This window comes from Thermomonas fusca (genome assembly GCF_005862345.1).
GTDB lineage: Bacteria > Pseudomonadota > Gammaproteobacteria > Xanthomonadales > Xanthomonadaceae > Thermomonas > Thermomonas fusca.
Genome location: NZ_SROY01000006.1, coordinates 23,050 through 39,578, shown reverse-complemented (window position 1 = coordinate 39,578; position 16,529 = coordinate 23,050). Strand labels below are relative to the sequence as shown.

Below are 16,529 nucleotides of genomic sequence, written 5' to 3'. Positions count from 1 at the left end.
ATGTTCAACAGTTTGCTTACCAGCGTTTTCGGCAGCCGCAACGAGCGCCTGCTCAAGCAGTACGGCGCCAACGTCAGGAAGATCAATGCGCTGGAGCCGCAGATGCAGGCGCTCTCCGACGAGGCGCTGCAGGCCAAGACCGAGGAGTTCAAGGCGCGCGTCGCCAAGGGCGAATCGCTGGACAAGCTGCTGCCGGAAGCGTTCGCGGTCTGCCGCGAAGCCTCGGTGCGCGTGTTCGGCATGCGCCATTTCGACGTCCAGCTGATCGGCGGCATGGTCCTGCACGGCGGCAAGATCGCGGAAATGCGTACCGGCGAAGGCAAGACCCTGACCGCGACCGCCGCGGTGTACCTGAATGCGCTTGAGGGCAAGGGCGTACACGTGGTCACCGTCAACGACTACCTGGCCCGCCGCGACGCCGCCCAGATGGGCAAGCTCTACAACTGGCTGGGCCTGAGCGTGGGCGTGGTCTACCCGGGCATGCCGCACGGCGACAAGGGCGCGGCCTACGGCTGCGACATCACCTACGGCACCAACAACGAATTCGGCTTCGACTACCTGCGCGACAACATGGCGTTGGCGAAGGAAGACCGCTTCCAGCGCAGCCTCAACTTCGCCATCGTCGACGAGGTGGACTCGATCCTGATCGACGAGGCGCGCACCCCGCTGATCATCTCCGGCCCGGCCGACGAATCGCCGGAGCTCTACCTGCGAGTCAACGCAGTGGTGCCGTCGCTGCAGCGGCAGGAGACCGAAGAGGGCGAGGGCGACTACTGGGTCGACGAGAAGCAGAAGCAGGTGCACATGTCCGAAGCCGGGCAAGAGCACGCCGAACAGCTGCTGCGCCAGGCCGGCATCCTCGCCGCCGACGAGAGCCTGTACGCCGCGCAGAACATCCACGTGGTCCACCACCTCAACGCGGCGATGCGCGCCCACGCGATCTACCAGAACGACGTGGACTACATCGTCCGCGACGGCGAGGTGATCATCGTCGACGAGTTCACCGGCCGCACCCTGCCGGGCCGGCGCTGGTCCGACGGCCTGCACCAGGCGGTGGAGGCGAAGGAAGGCGTGCCGGTGCAGCGCGAGAACCAGACCCTGGCGTCGGTGACGTTCCAGAACCTGTTCCGCATGTACAAGAAGCTGTCCGGCATGACCGGCACCGCGGACACCGAGGCGTTCGAGTTCCAGAACATCTACGCGCTGGAAGTGGTGGTCATCCCCACCCATCGGCCGATGGTGCGCAAGGATCACCCGGACCTGGTGTTCCTCAACCGCGCCGGCAAGTACCGCGCGGTGGCCAACGAGATCAAGGAATGCGTGGCCAAGGGCCAGCCGGTGCTGGTCGGCACCACCTCGATCGAAGTGTCCGAACTGCTCAGCGAAAACCTGCGCGAAGCCGGCATCGCGCACGAAGTGCTCAACGCCAAGCAGCACGAGCGCGAGGCGCACATCATCGCCAACGCCGGCGCGCCGGGCGCGGTGACCATCGCCACCAACATGGCCGGTCGCGGTACCGATATCGTGCTGGGCGGTTCGCTGGACGCCGAACTGGCCGCGCTGGGCGAGGACGCGTCGCCGTCCGACAAGGAGCGGATCAAGGCCGCATGGCAGGAGCGCCACGACGTGGTGAAGGCCGCCGGCGGCCTGCACATCATCGGCACCGAGCGCCACGAATCCCGCCGCATCGACAACCAGCTGCGCGGCCGTTCCGGGCGCCAGGGCGATCCGGGTTCATCGCGCTTCTACCTGTCGCTGGAAGACAACCTGATGCGCATCTTCGCCGCCGACTGGGTGCAGAAGGTGATGGCGCGGATGGGCCTGAAGGAAGACGACATCATCGAATCCGCGCTGGTGACCAAGCAGATCGCCAACGCGCAGCGCAAGGTCGAGGCGCACAACTTCGATATCCGCAAGAACCTGCTCGACTTCGACGACGTCAACAACGACCAGCGCAAGGTCATCTACGGCCAACGCAACGAGCTGCTGGAAGCCGAGAGCGTCAAGGACAACATCGACGGCATCCGCTACGACGTGGTGGCCGAGCTGGTGCAGCGCCACGTGCCGGCCGACTCGATCGATGAACAGTGGGACCTGCCGGGCCTGGAATCGGCGCTGGACGCCGAGTTCGGCGTGCAGCTGGACCTGGTGGGCCTGCACAAGGCGCAAGCGGAGCTGGACGCCTCGCAGATCCAGAGTCACGTGCAGGACGCGGTGGACGCGCTGTTTGCCGGCAAGGAAGCGCAGGTCGGCGCCGAGACCATGCGCATGCTGGAGAAGCACGTGATGCTCAACGTGCTGGACCAGAGCTGGAAGGAGCACCTGGCGCGCATGGACTACCTGCGCCAGGGGATCCACCTGCGCGGCTATGCGCAGAAGCAGCCCAAGCAGGAATACAAGAAGGAAGCCTTCGAGCTGTTCTCGGAGCTGCTGGAGAAGGTCAAGCACGAAGTGGTCTCGCTGCTTGCACGCGTGCGCATCCGCAGCGAAGAGGAAGTGGCCGAAGCGGAAGCGCAGGAGCGTGCCCGCGCCGAGGCCGTGGCCCGGCAGATGCAGTTCCAGCACCCCGGTTCCGGCGGCATGGGCGCGGACGAGGAGGCGGCGCAGGTGCAGGCCGCGCGCGCGCAACAGGAAGCCTTTGCCGATATCGGCCGCAACGATCCTTGCCCCTGCGGCAGCGGCAAGAAGTTCAAGCACTGCCATGGGCAGCTTGCGTAACACGCTTCCCGCATTGCCCGCCCCAGACTTGCGGACATGAAGCAGGTCCACGTCGTTGCCGGGGTGATCCGCGACGTGCGTGGGCGGATCCTGCTGGCGCGCCGCACCGAAGGCCGCGACCTTGCCGGCCTGTGGGAATTCCCGGGCGGCAAGGTGGAACCCGGCGAATCACCAGAAGACGCCCTGGTGCGCGAACTGCGCGAGGAACTGGGCATCGAGGCCACGGTGGGCGCACCGGTGGCCTGCGTGCCGCTGGAGACGCCCGGCAAGCGCCTGCTGCTGGACGTGCGGGAGGTGGCCTTCAGCGGCCATCCGCGCGGCCTGGAAGGACAGGCCTTGGCCTGGGTGCCGCTGCGCAAGCTGGTGGACTACCCGATGCCCCCCGCCGACTTGCCGGTGGTGGCGGAGCTGTTGCTTCGCGGATGACGCCGGCTACGGGACAGGCGCGGCCAGCGACCTGTACAAGCGGTCCAGCGCCGCCACCTGGCCGTCCAGTGCTTCCAGCGGCCCGTCGTTGACGATGATGTCGTCGGCGATTGCCAGACGCTGCCGCCGCGTGGCCTGCGCCGCGATCATCGCCCCTGCCAGCGCCTCGTCGATGCCGTCGCGCCGCAGCAGGCGTGCAAGCTGCACGGCTTCCGGCACATCGATCACCAGCACGCGGGCCAGCCACGGATAGGCGTCGCGACCGCCGCCTTCGGCCAGCAGCGGGATCGAGGCCATGGCGTAGAGGCCCGGCGCGCCGCGGCATGCATCGGCCAAGGTTGCGCGTACCCGCGGATGGACGATCGCCTCCAGCCGTTGGCGCGCCGCCGGATCGGCGAACACCCGCCGGCGCATGGCCGCCCGGTCCAGCAGGCCATCCGGTCCCAGCACCTCGCTGCCGAACGTCGCCACCACCTCGGCCAGGCCGTCGCTGCCAGCCGCCAATGCGTCGCGTGCAGCCGCATCGGCGTCCGCCACTGCCACGCCCAATGCCCGGAAACATGTTTCGACCGCGCTCTTGCCGGAGGCCACGCCGCCGGTCAGGCCGAGGATGTAGTCGCTCATCGGGACATTATGTGGGTATCGCCGCCGGTGTTTCGAGGGTTATGCCAGCCCGGCAAAACGCAGGTAGGCGCCCACCAGTTGCTGGCCCCACATGAAGCTGATCCAGCCGGCGACGGCCAGATACGGGCCGAACGGAATCGGCGTGGCCTTGTCGCGGCCTTTCACGGCCAGCCAGATCGAACCGACGATGGCGCCCACCAGCGAAGACAGCAGGATGGTCGGCAGGATGCCGGACAGGCCGATCCACGCGCCCAGCGCCGCCAACAGCTTGAAATCACCGTGGCCCATGCCTTCCTTGCCGGTGAGCTGCTTGAAGATCCAGTACACCGACCACAGGCTGAGGTAGCCGGCCATCGCGCCAAGCAGCGCGGGCTTGGCCAACATGTAAAGGTTGTCGCTGGCGGCGACCAGGCCCAGCCACATCAGCGGCAGGGTCAGCTGATCCGGCAGCAGGCGGGTGCGGAAATCGATGCCCGACAGCGCGACCAGATAGCTGGTCAGCAGCATCGCGCCGAAGCCCTTCCAGCCGAAACCGAAACGCCAGGCGCAGGCCAGGAACAGCAGCGCCGTGATCAACTCCACCAACGGGTACTGGATCGAGATGGGCGCCTTGCAGCCGCGGCACTTGCCGCCCTGCAGCACCCAGCTCAGCACCGGGATGTTCTCGTACCACGACAGCGGCTTCTTGCACTTCGGGCAATGCGAGCCCTCCACCACGATGCCCGGAGGCGGCGGATCGTAAAGGTCCGGCTCCTCCAGGATCTCGCGGGCGTCGCGCTTCCACTGCCATTCCAGCCGCGGCGGCAGGCGCAGGATCACCACGTTGAGGAAACTGCCGACCAGCAGGCCGAGGCCAGCCGCGGCGGGAAAGCCGAGGCCGGGGTGTGCGTCGAGAAATGCCATCTGGTATGAGCGCCCTGCTTACATCACCGTCATGGCGATCTTGAAGATCGGCAGGTACATGGCCACCACGATCGAGCCGACCAGACCGCCGATGATCACCATCACCATCGGTTCGATCAGGCTGCTGATCGCGTCGACGGTGTTGCTGACTTCTTCCTCGTAGAACTCGGCCACCTTCATCAGCATGGTATCGAGCGCGCCGGCCTCCTCGCCGATCGCGGTCATCTGCACCACCATGTGCGGGAACAGGTTGACCTGCTTCATCGCCACGTTGACCGGGTAGCCCACCGCAACGTCTTCTTTGATCTTCATCACGGCATCGTGGTAGACCATGCTGCCGGTGGCGCCAGCCACATTGTCCAGCGCCTCCACCAGCGGCACGCCGGCGCGGAAGGTGAGCGCCAGGGTGCGGGCGAAGCGGGCGATGGCGGATTCGTGCAGCACCTTGCCGATCACAGGGATCTTCAGCAGCAGCCGATCGACGGTGTGCTGCAGTTTGGCGGAGCGCTTGTAGGAAAAGATAAAGAAGCCCACGGCGGCGGCAATGATGAGGCCGATCAGCCAGAACCACTTCACCACGATGTCCGAGATCCCGAACACCAGATTGGTGAATGCCGGCAGGTCAGCGCCGAAGCCAGCGAAGGTTTCCCGGAAAATCGGCACCACGAAGATCATCAGCACGGCGCTGATCAGGATCGCCACCGCGATCACCGCGGCCGGGTAGAACAGCGCCTTCTTGATCTTGCCCTTGATGGTCTCGATGTTTTCCTTGTAGGTAGCGATGGTCTCCAGCACGGTTTCGAGCACGCCGGAGGATTCGCCGGCGCGCACCAGGTTGCGGTACAGCTCGTCGAACTGGACCGGGAACTGGTTCATCGCCTCGTAGATGGAAGCGCCGCCCTCGATATCACTGCGCAGGCTGTTGACCATCTTCTTCATGTTCGGATTCTTGTTGCCGCCGCCGATGATCTCCAGCGCCTGCACGATCGGCACGCCGGACTTCATCATGGTGGCGATCTGGCGGCTGAACACGGCGATGTCGCGTGCCGAGATCTTCTTCCCGCCGCCTCCGAACAGCGGCTTCGGCTTCGCCTTGACCACGGTCGGGGTGATGCCCTGCCGGCGCAGGTCCGCGCGCAGCAGGTTGGCATTGCGCGCCATCTGCTCGCCCTTCATCACCTTGCCGCGCTTGTCGCGGCCCTGCCAGACGAACTCCTCCAGCGCATTCAAGCGGTGGGCCTCGGCTTTCTCGCGAACCTTGCCGATGGCGGCCTTGCGTGCGGACATGGCGCTCCCCTTCAATCCTTGGTGACGCGGTTGATCTCGATGAGGCTGGTGATCCCCTGTTTCACCTTGTCCAGCGCGGAGCGCCGCAGATCGCGGACGCCGCTGCGCAGGGAAGCCTCGGTCAGCTGCTGGACATTACCACCAGCCAGCACGATCTGCTGGATTTCGTCGGTCATCGGCATTACCTGGTAGATGCCGGCGCGGCCCTTGTAGCCGCCGGTGCACTCATCGCAGCCCACCGCCTCGTAGACGGTGATGCCGGCGTGGATCTCGTCGGCGGTGAAGCCCTCGGCCAGCAGCGCGTGCTCGGGCAGATGCACCGCGCGCTTGCAGTCGTTGTGCAGGCGGCGCACCAGCCGCTGGGCGATGACCAGGTTCACCGAGCTGGTGATGTTGTAGGGCGCGATGCCCATGTTCATCAGGCGGGCGATGGTTTGGGGCGCGTCGTTGGTATGCAGGGTGGACAGCACCATGTGGCCGGTCTGCGCGGCCTTGATCGCGATCTCCGCGGTTTCCAGGTCGCGGATTTCGCCGACCATGATCACGTCCGGATCCTGGCGCAGGAAGCTGCGCAGGGCAGCGGCGAAGGTCATACCGCGCTTGGCGTTCTGCTGCACCTGGTTGACGCCCGGCAGGCGGATTTCCACCGGGTCTTCCACCGTGCTGATGTTGCGGGTCTCGTCGTTGAGAATCCCCAGCCCGGTGTACAGGCTCACGGTCTTGCCTGAACCGGTGGGGCCGGTCACCAGCACCATGCCGTAAGGCTTGTGGATATTGTCCAGGAACAGCTTCTGCTGATCCGGCTCGTAGCCAAGCTTCTCGATGCCCATCTTGGCGGCGCTGCCGTCCAGGATGCGCAGCACGATCTTCTCGCCGAACAGGGTGGGCAGGGTGCTGACGCGGAAGTCGATCTGCTTGGTCTTGCTGATGTTGAGCTTGATGCGGCCGTCCTGCGGAATGCGCTTTTCGGCGATGTCGAGCTGTGCCATCACCTTCAGGCGTGCGGCGATGCGCGCGTGCAGCTTCACCGGCACCTTCTTGAATGTCTTCAGGATGCCGTCGATGCGGAAGCGCACCCGGTAGTCGGTTTCGTAGGGTTCGAAATGGATGTCCGATGCGCCGCGGCGAATCGCGTCCACCAGCGCCTTGTTGACGAACTTGACGACGGGGGTGTCCTCGCCCTTGGCGTCCACGCCGGTATCGTTGCTCAGGTCGTCGTCGCCCCCGCTGACTTCCAGGCCGTCCAGGCCGTCACCGTCGGCCAGATCTTCTGCCATCGCGTCGGCGGCCTCGAGCCACTGGTCCAGGCTGCGCTTGATCCGCTCGGCGTCCACCAGGATCGGTTCCACCGCCAGGTTGGTGTGGAACTTGATCTCCTCCAGCGCCCGATTGTTGGTGGGATCGGAAGTGCCGACAAACAGCCGGTTGCCGCGCTTGAACAGCGGCAGCACCTGGTGCTTGCGCAGCAGCTCTTCCTTGACCAGCGCCATCGCCGACTGCGTCGGGTCGATGGCCAGCGAGTCCACCAGCGGCATGCCGAACTCGATGGAGTTGGCGGCAGCCAGCGCCCCCGGTGTTACCAGGCGGCGGTCCGCCAGATAGGATGCCATCGGCATCTTCTCGGCGGTGGCGCCGTCCATCGCCTTGCGTGCGATGGCCTCGTCCAGGGCGCCGTCCAGCACCAGGCGCCGGGCGATCCCGGTAATGCCCATCAGATTGGCAGTGGGGGCGGTGCTCATCGGTCGGGGTATCTCCACGGGGACGGTGCGACTTTAGCGTAAACGCATAACAAGGCCCAACGCGGCCCGTGGCTTGGGGCGAGTGCGGTTCGGTCGTCCGGGTAGGGCACGGATGGCCCGGGCGATGAGCCAGCTACGCTCGGCCCTGCCGGCTGCCGTTCGCGCTAACCTAACTCCATGGGGAACCCAACACTGAGCATCATCCTGCCCGCCAAGAACGAGGCCGAAGGCCTGCGTGGCACCTTGCCGGCGCTGCGGGTGGCCTATCCGGACGCGGAAATCATCGTCGTCGACGATGGCTCCAGTGATGACACCGCGATGGTCGCCCGCGAGGCCGGCGCCAGCGTCCTGTCCTCTCCATACTCCATGGGCAACGGCGCCGCCATCAAGCGCGGTGCGCGGGCGGCAAGCGGCGAGATCCTGGTGTTCATGGATGCCGACGGCCAGCACTGCGCCGGCCAGGTGCGCGCGCTTCTGGACAAGCTTGGCGAAGGCTACGACATGGTGGTTGGTGCCCGCGACCGTAGCGGCCAGGCCAACCTGCATCGCGGCTTGGCCAATGGCTTCTACAACCGGCTGGCCAGCTGGATGACCGGCCACCGCATCGCCGACCTTACCTCCGGGTTCCGCGCCGTGCGCGCTGAAAAGTTTCGCGAGTTTCTGCACTTGCTGCCCAACGGCTTCAGCTACCCCACCACCAGCACCATGGCATTCTTCCGCAGCGCCTACCCGGTGGCCTATGTGCCGATCCCGGTGGCCAAGCGGGTGGGCAACGGCAGCCACATCCGTCCGATCAAGGACGGCGTGCGCTTCCTGCTGATCATCTTCAAGATCGCCAGCCTGTATTCACCGCTGAAACTGTTTGCGCCCACGGCGGCGGCGTTCTTTCTCGCCGGCGCTGGCTGGTATGCATGGACGTTCCAAGAATCCGGCCGATTCACCAACATGAGCATGCTGCTACTCAGCGCGGCGGTGATCGTGTTCCTGATCGGGCTGGTGTCGGAGCAGATCACTAACCTGACTTATCGGCGAGATGCTTGAGGGAGCGGGAGCGGCGAATGATCGTGTCCAAGCCACATGTCTACGAGCACGCTAATCCACTCTTCGTTCGAGCAGTTTCGCGGCACAGCAAGGTGCCAGTCATCCTCGACGTGGGTTGCTGGAACGGAACTCTGGGTCGGGAGCTGATTCGGTCGTGCGGGGCAGTTGTCGACGGCATCGAGCGGGACGCCATGCAGGCCGAACAAGCCCTGGGTACAGGCTACCGACGTGTCGAGATCGTTGATCTGAACGAGCCGCTCGATGATTCAGCTTGTCAGGAATACGACTTCATTCTGTTCGGCGACATCCTTGAGCACCTGCTGCAGCCCAAGGACGTTCTTGCCGCGATTTCTCGGCGAGGTAAGCCCGAAGCGCGGATCCTTGTTTCTCTACCCAACATTGCGTTTATCGCCAACAGGTTGAGCCATCTGCTGGGGAACTGGGACTACAAGGATTACGGGATCCTAGATCGAACGCACCTTCGCTTTTTTACCAAGCGTACGATGGTGGCGCTGCTTGAGGGTGCTGGTCTCCGCGTGGTTCGCGTCGATGGCTATGTTGGTCTGCATCGCTACCCATGGTTCATACGGGAGCCCTTGAGGATGCTCGGACGCACTTGGCCCAGCCTTTTTGCGATCCAGATCGTACTGGAAGCTGAGCTTATGTCTGCATGATGATTTGGTGGAAATTCGCCGAGGGCATTGTCAGGCGGCCTTCTGGTAGATGACGTCGTAATTGATGGTCATCGATTTTTTGCGGTCAAGCATATCTAGCGTCAACGCCATCAGTCCGGTCGTGATCTTTATCGGATATAGCAGCGCATAGATGAGGTAGCGGCCGAGCGTTTGCCTGCGGAATGGCATAATTTCCCAGAATGCCGCCCAGAATGTTGTCTCGATTGCGATGAAGCACCCGCCATGGGGTTCAATCGAAAGAACCTTCAGCCCGTGTCGCTTGCCGAGCGACACAAGTCCATAGCGAGTAAAACGGAAAAAATCATGCGGTTGCTGATGCTCTCCGAAAAGCAAGGGTGCGGATAAGTAGGCGTAGCCGCCCGGTTTCAATACCCGGTGAAACTCCTCGAAAGCCCGATCAGGAGCATCCAGGTGTTCGAGGACTTGGATACAGAGGACCGCATCGAAGCTGCCGCTTTCGACGGGGATATCGTACGCAGATGACACGATGTCGATGCCTGCATAGCTCCAGTCGCCATCCCCGATGCACAGGTCGCTGCTGACATATTGGCAGTGCGCGAAGTGTGGCTTGTACTTGAGCTCTCCGGCGCCCACGTCGATCACGCGCTGGCCCGCTGCGGTTGAGCTGGCGGCACCGCGCACAAAGCGGAGCAGGCGCCATTGGTGGAACTCGGCAAGCGGATTGAAAAGAACGCTCTTCAACAGCTTGCTTGAGTAAAGGACATCAATCACTCGTCGCCGAAAGCTCATGCCTGCCTCTGGGCCGGACTCAGAAAAAACGTGTCGCTTGCCGCCATGCAAGCCACATGCACCATGCCGAAAAATCGGCAAACAGAACGACAATACGATACGCGCCAATGAACCAGAGCAGGCCGCTCTCAATGCCTCCTGGGCCGCTTACGGCCTTGCTCATCGCAAACTCGAACACGCCCATGCCTTGTGGTGCGAAGAACGCAAGTGCGCCGAGCATCCATGACACTAGATAGCTCGCTGCAACCTGCAACGGATTATCGATCGTGACTGCGCCGACCTTGAGATAGGCGGTGAATGCCGATGCCAGTAGAGCCCATCCTCCTACGTACGAAAGCCATACCCGGGGGCGAAGCACTGCCGAAGCAAGCCGGGCATACGCAGGGGACCGCCAAAGCCAGCCCAGGACTAGCGTTGTTGCCGCAATCCAGACCGCGGACAGTGTCAACGCGACCATGCGGACCTCGCCGTCGAATGCGATGCCAGCAAGAGCGAGTCCCAAGAACCCAGACCACCAGATAGAGAGTAGCTGCTCCACCGTCAGTAGTTCCGCCACCTGACGCATTGGTACGCCGTTGCCCACGAGATCCGATCCGCGACCCACCGTATGCCAGATCCCCCCGGGAAGGTATTTCGCCGGCAGACGTCGCCAATGGATCCCCAGAAGCATCTTGTAGGGACGTGCCTGCCCCAGTGACTCGAGCAGACTGGTGGCGGCCGCGACCGCTAGGAAATGTGCAGCGGAGTAGGCAGCCATGCAGAACATCAAGCCAACGAGGGAAAGCCTGGCGACGACGGAAAGGATCTCGGCCCAGTTCAGCGCCGCATAACAGATGAAGAAGACGATCAGGGCGACTTCCAGCGCCACCTGGATCACGGGCAACACGGATCTCCACGTCTTTCTTTCGCCCGTGTTCATTCCGCGCTTCCTCCGGCATTCGTGATCCACCTGCCATTGCCGGTTGCCCCATCAGCGGACATCAGGGATCCCGTAGTGCCATATCGCCCGCAGCTTCTGCGGAACAAGCGACACTAGTGAGATCCAGCGCCCGAGCGGAAATCGCCCGAATTCCCGTTGAATCCTTCGGCGCTCCGCGATGGTCGTTTCACGCAAGCGCCATGCCGACCGAAGCGCGGCGATGTGGACGTCCCGCAGTATGAGCATGTCCCGTCTAATCAGTGACAACCCTATGGCCTCTACAAGCATCCAGAGGACTTGAGCCCCCACAGCAGGGGGCAGAATCAGCGCCGGGCAAAACACAAGGAGCACGCACAGCCTGTTTCGTTCGCTCAGAAACCTTCGGCGGACAGTCGTTCGCAGCTTTCCTTGGACGGCCTTGCCGCCACCGAAGCTGTAGCCAACGACGTGGTCGTAACCGCTCTTGTCGAGGACTTGGACCCGAGCTCCACTGTTCCAGGTGGCTAGGCAAAGGAACACGTCCTCGGCGATCGAGCCGAACCATTCCGGAAATCCGCCAATCCTCACCCAGAGTGGTTTCGGTATCCACAGGCACGCCCCCATTACCGTTACGACCCGCCGCGAATCCTTTGCAAGTACTGGAATCGGCATGAGAGAGCAGTCCATGCCACAGCCCCGATCCAGCAGCTGCCGCGATCCCGCATCGTACTGGGGCACACTCAGTATCCCCCGAAATCCTCGCGATGCCTCATTCAGCATGCTCTGAAGGGCGCCTGCACGGAGATAGGCATCGTTGTTCAAGAGAAGGATGTACTGGCCCGCCGCCTCTTGGGCAAGACGATTGTTGCTGACGCAGAAGCCAACGTTGACTTCGCTGCGAATAATTCGGATATCAGGATAGTGTTGTTCGACAATGGACAACGAGTCGTCGGTCGACGCGTCATCGTGGATGAGAATCTCCACGCTTGTCGAGCACGCTTGATTGATGACTGAATCGACGCAGCGAAGAAGGACATCCCTGCCGTTGTAGTTGGCAATACATACCGAGATTTCCGGGCGGTTGATGGTGCTCATTCGTGCCCCAAGAACCACTGCCAAGTGCGTTCTAGCCCTTGTTCGATCGAGTATCTGGGATGCCAGCCAAGAATGTTTCGCGCGGCGGAGTTGTCCAGGACGATGTGAGTGATATCGACCGGGCGTGTCGGTGCGAAGGAGCGCTCGAGGGGCCTGCCGGTGACGGCATCAATTCGGTCAAGAAGCTGGTTTACGTTCAATGCTTCTCCAGAGGCAGCATTGAAAACATGCCCTCCGGGAGAGAATGGCGCCTCAATTGCGCGCATGCAGAGGTCTATCAAGTCTTTCACGAATAGATAGTCTCGAGTCGCCCCACCTCCTCCCCAGACGATGAACGGGGCGCCGTCACGGGCCCTCTCGAATGCGGTTGGAACGATGCCAAACCCGCGACGTGATAATTGCCCGGGTCCATAGATGTTGGAGGGCCGGAGCACGATGGCGCAGCCGGAGAACTGTCTTGCCCAAGTCTGTACGAACACCTCTGCGGCGACCTTGCCGGCTCCGTGATAAGACCGCGGCAATAACGGGTCCGCTTCCCTAGCCAGCGCACTGGCTCTATCGCCATACAAGGTTCCGCCGGAGGATAGATAAAGCAGGCGCACATCGGGGTGCTCCTGCAGCGCCTCCACAAGTGCAAGCGTTGTCCGTAGGTTTCCTTCAATCTGCGGCTGTGCCGCTGTACTCCCGGGTGTGGTGGACGCCGCGGCGTGGATGACGGCGCTGCAGCGGCTCACAAGGTCATCGAAATGGCTTGCATCATCGAATGGAGAAACTGCATTTTCGATTGACGAGTCATCAAATGTAGTCGGATTTCGTGTGGCAGCGACGACATGCCAGCCGTGCGCGGTCAGACTGCGGCAAAGATGCCGGCCAAGAAAGCCGCCTGCCCCCAAGACAAGTGCTGACCTGTTCACGAGGATGTCGTTGGCGCGAGGTAGCGGTAAAGATCCACATAGCGGCCAGCGCAGTCATCCCATGTGCCGACGTGCGTTCGGCACCACTGACGGGCGGCTTTCCCAATCCGCCGGTTGACCTCCGGGTCAGAGAGTTCAGCAACGCCTTGCTCCACATCGGCTGCTTCGTGGCAAAGCCAGCCGGTGATCCCATGCTGCAGAAGGTCGATGTGTGCGGGGATGGCTGATGCAATGATCGGGAGTCCGGCGGCCATGGCCTCGAGCATGACCTGGGGCCGGCCCTCGGCATGCTGGCTTAACGTGATCAGTCCACATGCAAGCCCGAACCACCGTTCTCTCAACTCTGCCGCGGTCACCGGCCCGTGAAAAGTCACCCAATCAGGGAGCGACACGGCTTCCTGCATTGGGCCGAACAGGTGCAGGCGCTCGCCCCGCAGGGCAAGCGCCTGGAACCAAGTGAGTAATTTTCCGACCTTTGCTTCGGTGACGCGGCTCACGCACACCCAATCCATGGGTTCGACAGAATCTCTGCGCACCTCGAACCAGCTCGGGTCGATTCCGAACGGAACATACTGAACCTCAGCATCCCCGCCAAAACGCGCAACAAGTTCCGGGACCATCCATTGGGCGTTGGGTGCTATCACAGTTCTGTGACGCCGAAATATTCTTCGCATCGCCCAACCCATCCCCGGAAGCTGCAGCAACTTCATATCCGACCCCAGAACGGTCGCCAGCAAAGGAACATTGTCAGACGGAATTACCAGCGCGTTTTGTAGCCAGTTGACATGCCTTACGTCCAGAGCGGGTACTCGTTGGTATAGCTGACGCAAGCGAAACAGCAGGCCAATGGAACGCAGTTTGCCTTGAACGCCTCCGTTGCGCATTTGGTGTGCGATGCCGCCATCGCGCATCAAGGAGGAGAGCCAAGCGACATCGCCACTAGACATGGTCTGTTCAACTTTGGTCGACATCTCCCCGGGTGGGCACCAGACCTGCAGCGCAATGTCGCTGCGACGTGCCAAGGCATCCGTCAAATGCCGTATAAATACGCCTCTCCAGTCATCCCCCGAGGCCGGGTACGACGTGCTGACCATCAGTACTTTGGATCGCTGTATCACTTCAATCACATTAAGAATTCAATAAGGCAGTTGGATTCGTGTTTGAATATCCATGAGGGTGCGCGGATCGGGGGTGTCGTCAGGTTCCGCTCTGACTTGGGTCGCATCTGAGTTTCTTCGCCGATTTTGACCCCAAGCTTGCCGGTGAGAGGGTGGTTCATTGGCGCACTCCTGGTGCTCGATGCGAAGCACCGCCACTACGCGAAGCTTCCACAGCAAGCTCCAGCCTTTCCGCCCATGCTGGATATCCCTCTTGGCGCAGGTCCTCGGTCAAGCTCGCTGCAAATGCAGGGTCCCTGGTTTCCAGCACGGCTTGGGCGAAGTATGGGTACGCGCGTTCGGGCGTCCCGGTATGGCCGAGAATGAAATAGCCCATGGCCGCGGACTCAATGGGCTTGAATCGGGCGCGCTCGTTGATGATATCGATCGCTTCGAGCATCTTCTCTCCATCTACGGGCATGCCGTCACGAGCCCGGTTCAGGATCACCCAGATCGACGACGAGTTGTCTGGTGTCATGGTGACGTGTCGAAGCCGGTTCAGGTAGCGATTCCAGTCAGCATCGGGTACCGGTCCGCGCAGCGCCTTGAAGGCGATGATATTGGTAAGGCTCTTGATCGAATCCTGTCCTACGTCCGCGGCCTTGCCGCAGGCGGCGATGGCCTTGTCCAGATTGGGGTTGTCCCGCTTGGCCCCGCCGCCCAGTTCGAAGTAGGCCACACAGAGCGAGTTCCACGCCCTGGCCGATTGCGGAGCCAGGATCGTGCTCGTGTTCGCGAGTGAAAGCTCGCTGTTCCACGTGCGTGCCCGCGCGACGGTGGTGCCGGCAAGCACCACCAACGCCGCAGCGCAGGTCACCGAGGTCGCAATCTGGCGAGACCTGAGGTGCCTGGTGGCCAAGGCAATCAGGTCACCCGCGGCAATGAGAATGCCAATCATCGGGAAATGGTTGCGGTGTTCGAACGCCAACTCCAAGCCGATTACGTTGCTGGTGACGAAATGCCCGCCGAAAAACAGGAAAATGCCAAGCGCGAACAGCGGGCGTTGGCGACGCAGGTGCCACGCCACTCCCATCAGCGCCGCCAAGCCCAGCAGTGAGGGCAGTGTTGTCCAGGGAGACAGGAGGCCCCGGGATGGTGGCAGCCAGTCGTAGTAGAACGGCATGTGCGATGGCAGGGGGAGGAGAATCTCCCACAAATAGAGGCAAAGCACGCGACCTTGCGACAGCAGTCTCTCGACGCTCGAAAAATCCCGTGTGGGGTAGTTACCCCACGACCAGAAGTAGGGGGCGACCACAAGCAGGTACAAGAGCCCGCCGAGGAGCGCAATGGACAGATAGCCGCGCCGGAGATTCCGTGCCAAAGATGCATCCTTGGCGTTGAAGCGGAGGACAGTGAGCTCCATCGCTAGCGCGTAAGCGGGCAAGGCGATCGCATCTTCCTTGCAACTGAAGGCGACAGCCCAGAACAGCCCCCCCAGCAGCCAGCCTGCGCGGCCAGGTCGCCCCTGTATCTGCGCTATGCGAGCTTGCAGGTAGCTCCAGAGCGCGAGCAACAGGAACAGCGTGGAGAGCGTTTGCATCCGCTGTACAACGTACAGGACAGAGGAAACTTGCAACGGGTGCGCAGCCCAGGCAAAAGCAAGCGCAAGTGCAGTCCAGGCCGCTCGCCTTTCGGAGAGCCCCGCAGCTTGAAACAGTGCGCGCAGGAACCAAGCCAGCACCACCGTAGTCAGCGCGTGGATTGCGATGTTGGTGATTTTGAACGTTGCCGGGTCCATTCCGTCCCCGCGGTAGAAGTCTAGCGCGAAGGTCAACATCGGGAGGACTCTGGTCGCGCTGCCGGGCTGGGCACTGAAGGCGGCATCCATCAGTGCGCCGGGCTGAAGTGAGGAGAGTTGGATCCCAGGATTTTGCGCGATGTTGTACGCGTCGTCGAAGACGAATCCGCCGGGGAGGCCGGCCAGGAACAACAGGCCGGCAACCGTGGCCGCGATGGCGCTCAAGAAAAGGAATCCACGCGACAGTTGCGTCATGGGGGATCTGGCATGAGGGCGAATGCCTGAAGTATCGCCTATCGAACTATCCCCTGTAGGACTGAGGCCGTCGTCGCCGGCGATTCCGAATCAAAGTGTGCAGTTGGCGGTATGCATGTCGCAGGTGGTTACGGCAACGCCTGGCGCCCGCGGCGTGCCCGTGATGGGTGTATCGAGATCTGTGGCCGTGTCGGCGCTGGGGCAGGCGTTCTTGGGGGGCGGTGGGATCGCGACACTGGTGTAGATCGCTGTAAGGGCGAAGTTCGCGTAATTTTTCATTTCCGCCTGG

General features: G+C 62.6%; 13 protein-coding genes and 1 pseudogene. 4 read left to right on the top strand and 10 right to left on the bottom strand.

Translation table 11 applies throughout. From position 1 onward, the window contains the following. Both secA and mutT read left to right on the top strand, forming a co-directional pair. Positions 1-2,718: a preprotein translocase subunit SecA gene (gene secA, locus E5S66_RS11880; RefSeq protein WP_138349531.1), complete on the top strand. Its 2,718-nt coding sequence runs from the start codon at positions 1-3 to the stop codon at positions 2,716-2,718. Positions 2,719-2,754: 36 nt separating this feature from the next. Continuing rightward, positions 2,755-3,129, top strand: a pseudogene (mutT, locus tag E5S66_RS11875) (8-oxo-dGTP diphosphatase MutT); the annotation flags it as partial. Between the two features lie 21 nt (positions 3,130-3,150). On the opposite strand, the gene coaE reads toward mutT, so the two are convergent. From coaE to pilB, 4 genes are read right to left on the bottom strand one after another with little or no spacing between them, the layout of a single operon-like run. Next, complete coding sequence (gene coaE / locus E5S66_RS11870) at positions 3,151-3,768, bottom strand: dephospho-CoA kinase (protein ID WP_138349529.1); 618 nt, start codon at positions 3,766-3,768, stop codon at positions 3,151-3,153. Between the two features lie 39 nt (positions 3,769-3,807). Then, positions 3,808-4,671, bottom strand: a complete 864-nt coding sequence (locus E5S66_RS11865; protein WP_138349527.1) for a prepilin peptidase — start codon at positions 4,669-4,671, stop codon at positions 3,808-3,810. 18 nt (positions 4,672-4,689) lie between these two features. After that, positions 4,690-5,937 carry a type II secretion system F family protein gene (locus tag E5S66_RS11860; protein ID WP_425472230.1) on the bottom strand — a complete coding sequence of 416 codons (1,248 nt, stop codon included), beginning with the start codon at positions 5,935-5,937 and terminating at the stop codon, positions 4,690-4,692. A gap of 32 nt (positions 5,938-5,969) precedes the next feature. Then, positions 5,970-7,697: a type IV-A pilus assembly ATPase PilB gene (pilB, locus tag E5S66_RS11855; RefSeq protein WP_138349524.1), complete on the bottom strand. Its 1,728-nt coding sequence runs from the start codon at positions 7,695-7,697 to the stop codon at positions 5,970-5,972. 177 nt (positions 7,698-7,874) lie between these two features. On the opposite strand from pilB, the gene E5S66_RS11850 reads away from it, so the two are divergent. Continuing rightward, a complete protein-coding gene (locus E5S66_RS11850; protein ID WP_138349522.1) occupies positions 7,875-8,738 on the top strand; it encodes a glycosyltransferase family 2 protein in 864 nt (287 codons plus the stop codon). Between the two features lie 17 nt (positions 8,739-8,755). Then, entirely contained in the window at positions 8,756-9,412 is a 657-nt protein-coding gene (locus tag E5S66_RS11845) for a class I SAM-dependent methyltransferase (protein WP_138349520.1), read from the top strand. Positions 9,413-9,442: 30 nt separating this feature from the next. On the opposite strand, the gene E5S66_RS11840 is transcribed toward E5S66_RS11845, so the two are convergent. The 6 genes from E5S66_RS11840 to E5S66_RS11815 form a co-directional block, all read right to left on the bottom strand. Next, complete coding sequence (locus tag E5S66_RS11840) at positions 9,443-10,165, bottom strand: class I SAM-dependent methyltransferase (RefSeq protein WP_171033551.1); 723 nt, start codon at positions 10,163-10,165, stop codon at positions 9,443-9,445. A gap of 37 nt (positions 10,166-10,202) precedes the next feature. After that, a complete protein-coding gene (locus tag E5S66_RS11835) occupies positions 10,203-11,102 on the bottom strand; it encodes a hypothetical protein (RefSeq protein WP_138349517.1) in 900 nt (299 codons plus the stop codon). Between the two features lie 51 nt (positions 11,103-11,153). Further along, entirely contained in the window at positions 11,154-12,176 is a 1,023-nt protein-coding gene (locus tag E5S66_RS11830; RefSeq protein WP_138349515.1) for a glycosyltransferase family 2 protein, read from the bottom strand. Then, positions 12,173-13,090 carry an NAD-dependent epimerase/dehydratase family protein gene (locus tag E5S66_RS11825; RefSeq protein WP_138349513.1) on the bottom strand — a complete coding sequence of 306 codons (918 nt, stop codon included), beginning with the start codon at positions 13,088-13,090 and terminating at the stop codon, positions 12,173-12,175. The genes E5S66_RS11830 and E5S66_RS11825 overlap by 4 nt, the downstream gene beginning before the upstream one ends. Further along, positions 13,087-14,061, bottom strand: coding sequence for a glycosyltransferase family 4 protein (locus E5S66_RS11820; protein ID WP_212745354.1), 975 nt, complete (start codon positions 14,059-14,061; stop codon positions 13,087-13,089). Before E5S66_RS11820 ends, E5S66_RS11825 begins: the two co-directional genes overlap by 4 nt. Before the next feature lie 304 nt (positions 14,062-14,365). Further along, positions 14,366-16,240 carry a hypothetical protein gene (locus E5S66_RS11815; RefSeq protein WP_138349509.1) on the bottom strand — a complete coding sequence of 625 codons (1,875 nt, stop codon included), beginning with the start codon at positions 16,238-16,240 and terminating at the stop codon, positions 14,366-14,368. Between the last annotated feature and the right edge of the window lie 289 nt (positions 16,241-16,529).

Coding starts and splice junctions, on each gene's coding strand:
- E5S66_RS11815 (WP_138349509.1), bottom strand. CDS start 16,240: ATGACGCAACTGTCGCGTGGATTCCTTTTCTTGAGCGCCATCGCGGCC.
- E5S66_RS11850 (WP_138349522.1), top strand. CDS start 7,875: ATGGGGAACCCAACACTGAGCATCATCCTGCCCGCCAAGAACGAGGCC.
- coaE (WP_138349529.1), bottom strand. CDS start 3,768: ATGAGCGACTACATCCTCGGCCTGACCGGCGGCGTGGCCTCCGGCAAG.
- E5S66_RS11845 (WP_138349520.1), top strand. CDS start 8,756: ATGATCGTGTCCAAGCCACATGTCTACGAGCACGCTAATCCACTCTTC.
- E5S66_RS11865 (WP_138349527.1), bottom strand. CDS start 4,671: ATGGCATTTCTCGACGCACACCCCGGCCTCGGCTTTCCCGCCGCGGCT.
- E5S66_RS11830 (WP_138349515.1), bottom strand. CDS start 12,176: ATGAGCACCATCAACCGCCCGGAAATCTCGGTATGTATTGCCAACTAC.
- pilB (WP_138349524.1), bottom strand. CDS start 7,697: ATGAGCACCGCCCCCACTGCCAATCTGATGGGCATTACCGGGATCGCC.
- E5S66_RS11835 (WP_138349517.1), bottom strand. CDS start 11,102: ATGAACACGGGCGAAAGAAAGACGTGGAGATCCGTGTTGCCCGTGATC.
- secA (WP_138349531.1), top strand. CDS start 1: ATGTTCAACAGTTTGCTTACCAGCGTTTTCGGCAGCCGCAACGAGCGC.
- E5S66_RS11820 (WP_212745354.1), bottom strand. CDS start 14,061: ATGTCGACCAAAGTTGAACAGACCATGTCTAGTGGCGATGTCGCTTGG.